The 11,896-nt window shown below is 35.6% G+C and carries 11 protein-coding genes and 3 pseudogenes; 1 reads left to right on the forward strand and 13 read right to left on the reverse strand.

Features of this window, described 5'->3' with window-relative positions; translation table 11 throughout:
* Positions 1-273: 273 nt before the first annotated feature.
* From J2S13_RS05020 to J2S13_RS05045, 7 genes and pseudogenes are all read right to left on the reverse strand, one after another.
* On the reverse strand, positions 274-408 hold the full coding sequence (locus J2S13_RS05020) for a hypothetical protein (RefSeq protein ID WP_307256616.1): 135 nt from the start codon (positions 406-408) through the stop codon (positions 274-276).
* A gap of 16 nt (positions 409-424) precedes the next feature.
* Positions 425-646: pseudogene (locus tag J2S13_RS17025) on the reverse strand (tRNase toxin domain-containing protein); the annotation flags it as partial.
* Between the two features lie 167 nt (positions 647-813).
* Positions 814-1,442, reverse strand: a pseudogene (locus J2S13_RS05025) (transposase); the annotation flags it as partial.
* 91 nt (positions 1,443-1,533) lie between these two features.
* Positions 1,534-1,758, reverse strand: a pseudogene (locus J2S13_RS05030) (recombinase family protein); the annotation flags it as partial.
* Between the two features lie 323 nt (positions 1,759-2,081).
* The gene (locus J2S13_RS05035) at positions 2,082-2,435 is read right to left on the reverse strand and encodes a PIM7 family immunity protein (protein ID WP_307256617.1); all 354 of its coding nucleotides are present in this window, start codon (positions 2,433-2,435) and stop codon (positions 2,082-2,084) included.
* Positions 2,436-2,446: 11 nt separating this feature from the next.
* Positions 2,447-2,683 carry a transposase gene (locus J2S13_RS05040; RefSeq protein WP_307256618.1) on the reverse strand — a complete coding sequence of 79 codons (237 nt, stop codon included), beginning with the start codon at positions 2,681-2,683 and terminating at the stop codon, positions 2,447-2,449.
* A 199-nt stretch (positions 2,684-2,882) separates the two neighbouring features.
* Complete coding sequence (locus J2S13_RS05045) at positions 2,883-3,659, reverse strand: recombinase family protein (RefSeq protein ID WP_307256619.1); 777 nt, start codon at positions 3,657-3,659, stop codon at positions 2,883-2,885.
* A 167-nt stretch (positions 3,660-3,826) separates the two neighbouring features.
* On the opposite strand from J2S13_RS05045, the gene J2S13_RS05050 reads away from it, so the two are divergent.
* Entirely contained in the window at positions 3,827-4,027 is a 201-nt protein-coding gene (locus J2S13_RS05050; protein ID WP_307256620.1) for a helix-turn-helix domain-containing protein, read from the forward strand.
* Between the two features lie 353 nt (positions 4,028-4,380).
* On the opposite strand, the gene J2S13_RS05055 is transcribed toward J2S13_RS05050, so the two are convergent.
* From J2S13_RS05055 to J2S13_RS05080, 6 genes are all read right to left on the reverse strand, one after another.
* Positions 4,381-4,662: a hypothetical protein gene (locus tag J2S13_RS05055; RefSeq protein ID WP_370873959.1), complete on the reverse strand. Its 282-nt coding sequence runs from the start codon at positions 4,660-4,662 to the stop codon at positions 4,381-4,383.
* Between the two features lie 5 nt (positions 4,663-4,667).
* Positions 4,668-6,353 carry a ribonuclease YeeF family protein gene (locus tag J2S13_RS05060; protein ID WP_307256622.1) on the reverse strand — a complete coding sequence of 562 codons (1,686 nt, stop codon included), beginning with the start codon at positions 6,351-6,353 and terminating at the stop codon, positions 4,668-4,670.
* A 1,397-nt stretch (positions 6,354-7,750) separates the two neighbouring features.
* Entirely contained in the window at positions 7,751-8,584 is an 834-nt protein-coding gene (locus J2S13_RS05065; RefSeq protein WP_307256623.1) for a prohibitin family protein, read from the reverse strand.
* Positions 8,568-8,717, reverse strand: a complete 150-nt coding sequence (locus J2S13_RS05070) for a DUF8570 family protein (protein WP_307256624.1) — start codon at positions 8,715-8,717, stop codon at positions 8,568-8,570. The genes J2S13_RS05065 and J2S13_RS05070 overlap by 17 nt, the downstream gene beginning before the upstream one ends.
* A 224-nt stretch (positions 8,718-8,941) precedes the next feature.
* Positions 8,942-9,880, reverse strand: coding sequence for a c-type cytochrome (locus J2S13_RS05075; RefSeq protein ID WP_307256625.1), 939 nt, complete (start codon positions 9,878-9,880; stop codon positions 8,942-8,944).
* A 253-nt stretch (positions 9,881-10,133) separates the two neighbouring features.
* A complete protein-coding gene (locus J2S13_RS05080; RefSeq protein WP_307256626.1) occupies positions 10,134-11,726 on the reverse strand; it encodes an ATP-binding protein in 1,593 nt (530 codons plus the stop codon).
* Positions 11,727-11,896 lie beyond the last annotated feature (170 nt).

Raw genomic sequence — 11,896 nt, forward strand, 5'->3', positions numbered from 1 at the left:
GTAGCGAGTAAATTGGTGAAATCCGGACGTTCACTGTATTTCAAAATGTCCTCAAGCTTTGTCTATGAACGCTTCTTTTGGGATGTACTGACCAGGGTGCAGCAGCTAACATTTAACTAAATAGCCATTTTTAAAAAATCGAACTCGCACCAAGGGGCAAGTCTGCCCAAAAATCGGTTTTCTCGCAAGACACGTTTCAAATCGTCTCTAACTAGGCTATTTTTTCGGTCTCAATTTCCCTTAGCGTTATAAATTCATGAAATTCTCAAAGTTTTAGATTGCGGTGAATAATTCAGGATAAAAATGTGATGATTTAAGTTTTAATGTAGATAATTTAAGTTCTTCATAAATTAATTTATCAATTTTTCTCTTATTAAAATCAGTTAATATAATCTCTAAATTTTCCACTTACAACCCACCTTTTTTACAGGTCAATAAACCCTTTAAAAGCTCCATCCAGATTTAATCGAACTCCCCGCCCATCTGGTAGTTTTTTCTCCAAAAATTCTATTCCTTTAGGATTTTTAATTTTTATAAATCCTAAAGGTCCATCCATAATTTCTTCAAGATGTTTCAATGCTGTTTGATTTATTTGGTCGGGTCCGCCTTTAACTTTCCCCCAAATGTCTGGATTTCTTCCTGCATGTTTTTGTAAAGCATGACCTACAACTGTCTCTCCACCCTTTTTAGGGGCAGTTGCAGTATTATTATAGTTTTATTATTAACTTTAACAAAATTACCCGTACCCTTAGGAATATCTAAAAATGTACTTTATAAAAGAATGGCAGTTTGTTCAACCACCACCCATATTGATTAACTAGCTTTTGTTTCTGGTTGATCTGCCATAATATAAGTCATTTTATTTTTCATCATACCATAGATAATTCTGACTAATCTTCTCATAATGCAAAGAAGGGCTTGTGACTTGGACTTCCCTTCACTTAGCTTACGATTATAGTAAGCATAAAAGACAGGGTTTCGAGGTATTTTACTACCTTTACTAACTTGGACTTGTTGGACAGATAAGTTGTAAAAGATGTCATATAGCTTTCGATTACCTTGTTTTGTTTTCTTCATCGTTTTCTTCATCGTTTCCTTACCGCCCGAACCCATCTTAATAGGGGCAATTCCTGCATATCTTGCGAGTTTGTCAGAATTGGCAAAACGATGAATGTCACCAATCTCTGCAATCAATGCGGAGGAAGTAACCGTATCAATCCCTGGCATAGTTTCAAGTTGCATACCTAACGTTTGAATGGTCACCTTTAACTTTTTATCCACCTTCTTGATTTCCTGTTTCTTAAAGGGATATCTCTTACTATGCTTTGAATGATAAAGTCTCTTGATATTTGGTATTCACGCTTTACCTCTCCATCAGCTAGAACGAGTGACATTATTTGCTCTGCCTTTCTAGTGGAACAAGCATTGTTACTCGCTTCTAAACAAGCAATAACCGTACAAAGAGTGTTTGACCTAAAGGAACAGGATCCTTCATGGTCGTTAATTCAACTAGCTGAACAGCTGAATGAAGTTTAACGAGATTTCTAATCGTTGATATTGGTCTAATAATTCCATTAAGCCATTGATTAAAAAGTCGCTAGGGTCTTTCTTGTGAATACTGTATTGCGGTTGTTCAATACTCCGAATGTCCACTCCATGCTTTTTCAATTCTCGATGTACTAACACTTTCACTATGTCCGACCGCCATAAACGGCTTGTGTTTAGTGTTACAACATAATCCACCTCATGGTATGAGAGTAGCCTCTTGTACTAGCAATCGTTCTATGTACGTCAAAGTTGCGAAAAATTTAAAGGCAGGAAGAATGCGAAGGTATGGCTTTGGAGAATAAAAATGGTGGTAACTGATGATATTATGGTTATTTTCTTAACAAAATAAAGAGTAAAAAGGGCATACGTTTTAAAGGTGTTGTACGTACTATATAATTCGTAAAAACTTAATATGGGGCTTACAGGAGTTACTCATATTCTCTGCATAACAATTGAACTATTCGTCATTGAGTATCCCCACCCAACATAAAAGAAACCTTGATAGGCTCATTAGCCAAATCAAGGTTCTTTTATTATTCTTTTTCAATTAGTATAGTATTACAAATAACTTCTACATTTAAAGGCGGCATAAAAATATTACATTTTAATATATCTTCTCCGTCAATCTGTACATCTGTAATCTCAACATCCTGAATAAAATAAGGAATTTGAGTTTTCGTTAATTCTTTTAAGGGTTTCAATCTATCATCAACACTTGTTACAAATGAGAATTTCGAACATCCAGTAAAAAGTAAGATTACATTAAAATCTGTGTCTTCAAATACAATTCTAAGTTCATCTCCAAAAAAACTGGACTCCATTTGCAGTACTCTAGCATCCCAATAATGCAGTTCTTCAATTTCATTTAGTATTTTCTGTGCATTCAAGTTACTCCACCTCACTTTTTATATGGAATATGAGCATCCGGGCTTTTTCTATCCACAACGTTTAGGTTTACATCAAGCGGATTACCACTTTCATCAAAAATATGAACATGGTCATACTTTGTAACTTTGTCAGGAGGGTCAATTTTCATCCAGGCATTTCCATTAGCATCTCTAATATGAACAAAACCGTTATTCTCAGTGTATTTCCAGTTACTTGGTAACCCCTCTAATATATCATTTTTAGTCATGTTAGGAATATTATCAGTATTAATTTATGTAAATCCAGTCCTATATAAATATACTTATCTCTTCCCATCAGAAAACTTCACCCCTATATTCGTTAGAACGGCTAAAGCAAGACTGAGAATGTCGGCAACCTTAGGTCGAGCGTTAGTCTTAGAGACTTGCAAGGGTACGAAAGCCTATCCCTTCTCTATCTGTTTACCGTTATAAAATGGCTCGATGTTTGCCATCTGCTGTTATGTCACCATAGTGGTATAACCCACTATAAAAGGCTTTTCTATCTAAAATCCGTTTGACTTGGACTTTAGTAAACAGCTTTCCTTGTTTTGTTCGATGTCCTTCTTCATTCAGTTGTTCCGCTAGTTGAGTTAAAGACCACGAAGGATACTCTTCCTTTAAGTCAAACACTCTTTGTACGGTCTTTGCCTGTCTGTCATCTATGACAAGCCTTTTTTGACCTTTCTTCACTTTGTAGCCTAATGCGACATTTCCTCCTGCATAGCCTCCCTGCTGGGTTTTCTTGTTTCGCCCTCTCCCTAGTTTTAATGTGATTTCTAATCGTTGATATTGATCTAATAACTCCATTAAGCCATTGATTAAAAAGTCGCTAGGGTCTTTCTTATGGATACTGTATTGCGGTTGTTCAATACTCCAAATATCCACTCCGTACTTTTTCAATTCTCGATGGACTAACACTTTCACAATGTCCGACCGCCATAAACGGCTTGTATTTAGCGTAACAACATAATTCACCTCATGGTGGTAGAGATACTCTAACATCTCCTGAAAACCTAATCTGTCCACTTCTAACGCTTCTTCATCCACTTTAGCCCCACTAATACCCTCGTCCTTAAACAAGTGTAATAGCGTGTATCCTTGAGCCTGACAATATGCTTTGATTTCATCTTCTTGGTAAGCAAGGCTATATCCATCCCTTGCTTGACCTTGTGTAGATACTCGAATATATCCGATAACTTTCATGGTATTTTCCCCCCTCCGTTACGCAAATTAGGATTAACGTAACGCTTAGCCGATATATTTAATATAAATTCATTGTATGCGGCTTTAGCGATACAATCAACCCCTTTACCGATACAAGTTTGTGATGTATCGTAAAAGGTAACATTAATAAGAGGAAAGGAAGTACCATGCCTATTACAATCAAGCTAAAGGAAGTCCTTAAAGAACGTGACCTTTCACAACGTGAATTGGCACGAATGACAGGGCTTCGTCCTAATACAATAAGCCATCTATGTTCAGACAACGTGGATAGGGTTTATCTATCTACATTAGAAACGGTATGCAAAGTGTTAGACATCGACATTCAGGAGTTAATCGAGGTGGAGTAGTCCTCTTGCCATAGTAATCGTTCTATGTACGTAAAAATTGCGAAAAAATTTAAAAGGCAGGGAGAAAGCGAAAGTATGGCTTTGGAGAATAGAAATGGTGGTAACTGATGATATTATGATTATTTACTTAACATAATAAAGTATAGATAGAGCTTACGTTTTAAAGGTGTTATACGTACTAAAGAATTTGTTAAAACATCATATAGTGTTTAAAAGCGTTATCTCTATTCTGTAAATAATTAGTAGTTCATTCGACACTAGGTAGCCCACCAAAAAAGAAAACCTTGAAAGGCGTATTGCCACTCAAGGTTTTTTATACTCTATAAATATAATCAATACTGTCTATCTATAAATCATCTCCACCTCCAGTTAATTTCCCTATCAGGATAAACTGCAGGTATGTATATACCCATTCTCCTATTTTCATCATCAATAATATACCAATTGCTATCATCTAACCATTCTTCGTTATAATTAGTTTCTTCAAAATCATTTTCCTCATCAACAATCGCTAGAAAAAAATCGTTGAATTTGTCTATATTTTTTGAAGGGGTAATCTCAGCATTAATCCACATACCATCAACATTAATATTACGTATATCTCCTAAAAACTCGTTTTGAAAGTATAATTTCAAAATTCTCACTCCTTAGACGAAACCTTTATATATTGGCTAGGAACTTCCCCTTTAATCAAATACTCATTATCCCTTTTAGTCCAGTTAATTGCTCTATTCTTCCAAAAATCAGAAGAAATAACATCTCTTTCAATTAACTTTTGAATTTGTTTTGGAGAAAGTATAACAACATCTTTTACCTTTCCAGACTGTATATCTTTCCTTAAGGCTGATATATCTAGTTCAATTGAATTTTCTCCATAATTTCCAATCACATTTTTGTTATTTGTAAAACTAGTATAAGGGCTATTAGATTTAGCTCCTTTTCTATAACCTCCAAGTATATGCTCTATAACAGTTACTTGTCTCCCTTTATATAAACCATCCTTACTGGCTGGAACTAAATCACCTGAACTCGATATATGAGGTTTACCAATTCCATTTGGTCTAGTTGGAGAGTGAAGTAAACTATCACCCCTATATAAATTACTTTTGTTGGTTACAGAAGGATTATCTATACCCTTAGTACCCGATCTCTCAGCCCTAGAAATCGTTTCCTTCGTTTTCTTTTTCGGAACATCCGCCTTCTTTACATCATGGACAATCCCTTCAAAGGCTGGTTTTCTTAGAATATTAGGAATTGAAAAGTTCTTTAATTTGTCGAGGTTACCTTTAAATTTGATCGGCTTGGACTGTTTTTTTACTAAACCCACAACGAGCTTCTTCGCTCCGCTAGAGGGATTTATATATTCCAATGGGGCTAAAGGCGTTCCTTCCACGAAAGAGTCGAGCTCTCGAATACTACTCACTCTCTCTTTTGGAATTTTATCGACGATTTGATAATGGATTCCTTTTTCATAATATTCCCTTACAATCAAACCATTTTTCATTTGATAGTACGTGCCGCTAATATCACTCTTTTCTACAGCATATTCATCGATCACCTGTACTTTTTTAACAGCCCCATCTTTTATTCGATTAAATTCTTTTTTGCTTAAAAACGGATTTTGGCAGTGATCGAAGACATTTTCATATAGCTTTTGGTTCAAACGTTCTTTTAAATCGTTGAATGCCTCTTCTTTTGTGAACTGTTTTTTGGAAAATTCTTGGATGGTGATGTCGCCACTTTGGAACATAGACTCCATTTGTTGGATGTAGTTCTTCATCGTCATAATATCTTGCTCGACTGAGTGGAGGGCTTTCGTTTGATCTGAATCAAATTCATTCAGATTCTTGATGGTCTCATCTCGTTTGTTTTTGGCCGAGTCGATATTTTTGAGGACCTCGTCATCATTTAGTTTCGTTAAGTTCACAATATCTGAGACTTTGTCCATCATCCCATTGGCTTCTATGGTGAGATCTTCTGTGACGGATTTGATATTTTCTAGCCCTTGTTCTACCTTTCCTTCTAAAAACTCTTCCTTAATATAGCCATCTCCTGCTGATTCAAACGCACGTAGAGCTTGTATAACATTTCTAAGAGTTTGTTTGTAGCTCGTACTAAATTCTTGGTAGAAAAAGAGAAAGGTCCTGTGACATTCTCGGTAAAAGGAGCGGATTGCCTTTCCTCCCGCCCCTTTAAAAGACTCTTCAAGGCTAATAATTGTGTCGACGTCCTTTTGAATTTGTTTCATTTGTTCTTCTAAAGCATACAATTTTTTCTGGACTGTATCAATTCCGGAGCAAAAGTCGTTTACATTTAATATTTTCATTTTTTTAACCACTACTTTCATTCGCTTGAGGCACCGAATAACATTCTGATACAAGCAATTTTCGAACTAAGAAATGGAACACTCAAGTTCCAAAGGTGAAACTGGCCATAATAGAATAGATATAAGTTGTAAGAAAACTAATCAAAACGAACAGATGCGGATGGGAGGGAACTAACATCTTATGTTGTAGTTATCCCCCCTTCCAAATAACCCATTTTTTAACAGGATATCAAATATTAGAATATACAGGAATGAACGAAAGGAATCATTTCCAAACTGTATGATTTGTCCCATAAATATTTATCAAAGGGAATTAGGGACTATAGGAAATAATCTCAGGAATGAGTCGAAATCACTATTGCGATCTGTTTTAGTTCCTTTTCCATTCTGTAGATAAACGCTACAGAGAATTCACATTCACAGGAAAAGAAACGTTATCAAATTGAGACAAGCTGATCTTTTGATGGAGGAAAAATTCAAATTCAGAGTAGTCGAGGGACTAAAGTACAAATATCTGATTGTGAAGACATGCGAAAAAGCTACAAGTCTCTAAGGCTGGTTACTATAAATATTTTAAAGCTAAAAGAGGGTAGGTAATACAATCATTTACCCTGACCACAAACAAAACTATGGATATAGAAAGAGACAAGTATGATATCGATGTAAGGGAAAAAGGAAAAGAAGTTTTATGAACGAATTAGGCTTAAAAGCCAAACACAGAAGAAATTTATAAGTTTTAGGATTGCGGACGGGAATCCTCTACCTCTTTAGAGTAGAGATGAGAGTACGCTTTTGTCGAAATCCCCTTGTGGGATGGCAAGACAAAACATGATATACTACTTACAAGAACGAGTGTTCTTTGAAAACTGCATTATATGGGGTTGTGGTGAAGAAAGAACAGTCACCACGTAAAATAATGCCTGTCATGTGGGAAAGACCCACTCATTTGAAACCATTGCAAGGTTCGGAATGAACCTTCGTGGAGGGCAGATCGATAGACCGCCCGATGAAGCGAGAAGCTCAGTCAATTCATTGACGGGTAGTTCACTGGAAAATCAAATCCTTAAGATGGTCATTTTTATAAGAATCTCTTAAAAAGAGACTTTCCAACTACCAATTTAAGGGGAAAGAATGTGACAAAATTTTCAATAGAAAAAAGCTATATGTATCCGCCATAATGGGCCTTCATGATAGGGTTTGAAATGACAGCCCCCTGCTCATTACGATAGAGCAAGTGAATTCCAGGACATATATGCCATATTTTCTCCTTCTCATCTTAGACATTTTGAGATGATGAGAAGGAAAAAGGAACCAGAGTTTATTAGCCCTGATTCCTAATGGTAAATCCGATTTTGTATTATATACTTTTGAGATCACAACGCACTTTGACTAAAATTTTATTTTTTATCGTCTGTTGGAATTTGAATAAGGGAATTAGTGCCTGTAGCTTTTGGCATTTTTCCGTCCCACTTTTCAATCCATTTATTTTGGATCACTTCTGGGGAAATCGATTTCTTTATGATCTCATTGTATTCAGCAATCCCTTGTGCCTCAATTTTTTTCTTTTCAGCTTCAGCTTGTGCAATTTTTAATTCAATTTGCTTACGTTCTAGTTCTTGGGCTGCTTCGACTCTTTTATTTATCGCAGCCTGGGTAGATTTATCTGGTTTCGGAACACCGAGAGTTAAATTATCCACGATAAATCCTAAATCAGATACGTCTTCTGAGAAGATTTCTTGAATTTTCACCGCTGCTTCTGATGATTTTTCGCCATATGTATCAATCACCGAATATTTGGCGATGGCTTTACGACCTGCATCCCAAAATCTTGTTTTTAAATAAGAATCTTCTATCACACTGACATCTACTGGCCCAAATTTATTAAACACGGACACCACTTTATCTGGTTGAATGCTATAGTTGTAAGCAAAATCCATCGTAATATTTTTCCCATCTGAAGTGGCCACTTGAATATTTTTATAGTTAACTGTTTGCATGCGAATTGGATAACGTGTCACTTTATCAAATAAACCAACTAAATGCCAACCTTGGTCGAGTGTTTCATTTTGCACCCCACCATTTGGACTATAGACAACCCCTACATATCCATTTGGGATTTTTTCAATAAATAATGAAGTAATAAAAATAGCTAATGCAAGAGTAAGCCCGACAATAACGCCACCTACTATTTTTCGATTGTTTCCCTTTTTAGGCTCAGTGTTTACTTCCATCGTCATCCTCCTCTATATATTTTTTTACTTTTTGAGCTGTATCCCCAACTTTTTTAAAGGATGGAGATAATAGGAGCCAAAAGCCAACACCTAATAAAGCAATAACTAGGACGGATCCAATCCATATTTTCATATTTTTCACCTCCAACAGATTACACGAATCCTTTTAGAAACGTCCTTTAACCTTTATCCAAATGATAAATTTATAGATCATAAATTCACCTACTCTTTTATACGATTGTTTAACCAAAATGTTTCAATTTTATATTATTTTTTTCGGTCTATTTTACAGAATGCGTCAATATTCCCTCTCACGAAAAAAAGAAGAGCAATTCCTTGCTCTTCTTTTCACGATATTTACGGATTGACTTTTAATACTTCATCCCAATTTATATTCCCGTTTCTCATTTGTTCTCGTTTTTCTTTCGTTATAATATCATTCGGACGTCCGCCTTTAGGCCAGTCTCCCTCATGTCCTTTCCAGACAGGTCTTTCTTGCGATAAAATATAGGCTGCTAAATCTGCGGCTTGTTGATCTGTTAACGTATTTTCTTGACCAATTGGCATATTATTCTGGATGAATCCTGCCATTTTAGAAAGCCGACCAAGCCCAGCTCCATCATTGAAAGAATTTTCTCCCCATAGGGCAGGACCCGTATTCGCTCCTGTCCCAGATCCATCTGCAGCATGACAAGAGATACATGATGTTCCGTATAGTTCTTTTCCATCATTAATATTGGGTACTGGTAAATTGTCGATCGAATTTGGTTTTGCCCAAGGTCTATTTGCATTTTTCGGTACTCCCTGTGAAATATAATCAAAGTAAGCTACCATTGCCTTCATTTCCTTGCTATCATTTTCAAGTTTCTGACCATTCATACTTCTTAAGAAACAACCGTTAATTCGGTCTTCGATAGTGAATTCCTTTCCTTCTCGGGGGCGGTATTGTGGAAATGTAGAAGAAACTCCAACTAACGGTGAGACATTTTCATTTAAACCTGCACCCGCATGACAGCTGGAACAACTCAAATTATTCCCCACATTTTCAGGAAGCAAATCATTCGTTGAATCGACGAGCTGGTACCCATAATGGATCTCCTCCCCGTCTGCTCCTTTAGGAAGATGGTCCATACTAGGTGGATTAAAGGTTAATTGCTTCACCTTTTGATTTCCAGTTGCAATGGTTGTGACGGAGTTTGGAGTAATATTATTTGTAATCTTTTCACCTAATTTTGCTCCAATCGCGATTCCACTAATGAGTAAAATCCCGATGGCCATAATCGTCCTTTTTCTCATTTGATCCTCTCCCCTTTCAATTCCAACGATACCATGATTCACCAATATCTACTGTTAAAAATATCACAAGTATTTTGTCTTCAAACCGATACCCATGTGGGGATTCCAATCATATTAGGCTTTTCCTTATTTATGGATAATTTGTGAATCTTCTTACAATATGAATAGTGAAAATAAATGCATTAATTATTTTAAAAAGCGGAGAAGAATTCCTTTGTTAAACGCAAAAAAAGGAGGCGATTGCCTTCCTTTTTCAAACGATGCTTTTGATTGCTTGCATTTGCGATGTCTGATTTGGGGTGCTCACTGGTAAGTGAATAATAATTGTTGTCCCCACGCCTTCTTGACTTTCAATTTTCATCGTCCCTTGATGACTTTCAATGATACTGTAACATACCATTAATCCTAAACCAGTACCTTTTTCTTTTGTTGTATGAAAGGGTTGGCCAAGATTTGGAAGTCGATCTTTCGGTATCCCACAACCTGTATCAGAAATTTTAATGTAGATTTCCTCATCATTCACATCCCCTGATGTTACTGTAATTTTACCCCCAAATGCAGTTGCTTCTATAGCATTTTTGATCAAATTAATAAACACTTGTTTTAATTGATTTTCCCCGCAGTTCACTAAAGGTAAATGGCTAGCCGTGTTCATTTGAATTTCAATATTGTTCATAATTGCTTGAGTTTCGAGTAAATAGTTCACATCCAATAAAATTTTGTTTATATCATGGGGTTTGAATTCTACTGCAGTTGGTTTTGCCACAACTAAAAATTCATTTACAACAAAATTGATTCGATCTAATTCAGATAGCAATAACCGAAAAATCTCTTGTTTCTCTTTCATCTCTTTACTTAATAATTGGATAAATCCTTTAATAGATGTTAATGGGTTGCGAATTTCGTGAGCAATCCCTGCAGCCATTTGTCCGACTAAGGCTAATTTTTCCGAGTTTTGAATGAGTGCCACTGTTTGCTGTTTTGAATCGGTTATATCCTTTCCGACAGTAATAAATACTTTTTTCCCATACATGGCGGTCAGAGCAGAGGTCATATCGAGTAAGACTTGCCGTCCATGCTTGGAAATCATCTTCACTTCCTCATACTTTCGTGTGGAATTCCCTTTATAAACTTCTGATAATTTTTTTTGCATTAAATCATGCTGTTCAGGATGAATAAATCGATAAATAGATTGCCGAAGAATTTCTTGATCATCTTCCTGAATATCCAACAAATTCATCATTTCTTTATTAAGATAAAGAATCCGATCATTATGATGAATGACGATGGGTTTCGGAAAAATATTTAGGATTTTAATTAAACTCGATTCACTCAAACGCAGCTGACTATTTTGATTTTTTAATTGTTTCATTGCAAAAATGAACCCTGCGAAAATAATCGTATTCACAATCAATCCAATGACGACGGTATTAATATACTGAAGGTCTGTTTTCCCATAATAAGATAAGGAAATAAAAATGAAATCCATTCCTAACAAGATGGTCCAAATTGGGTTAGGAAGAAGAAATCCGTATACAATTAATAATGGAAAAGCAAACAAGGTCATCGCAAAAAACGGCGCAGTCGATTGGAGAATTCCAATATTCAGGAAAAAAGTGGCAACTCCTAATAAAACATAAATCATAACTTGCTTTCCATTCATAATTTTGATCACGACAGCGGTAAGAAATGAAATGAGAAACATAGTAATATGTATAGGCGTGGCAGAATAATAATGTAACTCTTCCATAATGAAACTCGCAAATGTAACCATAAATAAAAGAAAGAGTAATTGAAACATCCGATAGTTTCTTTTTGTTAATCTCTTTCTAAAAAAATTATTCATCAGGATTCCCCTTTCTTATAGGTTTCACTTCATCTATTGAACATCTAGGTCTATTCTCGCATAAGAAATTTTTCTGCCATTTTTAGGTGTTGTCATGACTACTTTATACGAGAATGTCAAAAAAGTGTGTCATAATTTGTATTGATTGTAAGAAAATTATGACAATTTAC

The organism is Oikeobacillus pervagus, assembly GCF_030813365.1.
Classification (GTDB): Bacteria; Bacillota; Bacilli; order Bacillales; family DSM-23947; genus Oikeobacillus; species Oikeobacillus pervagus.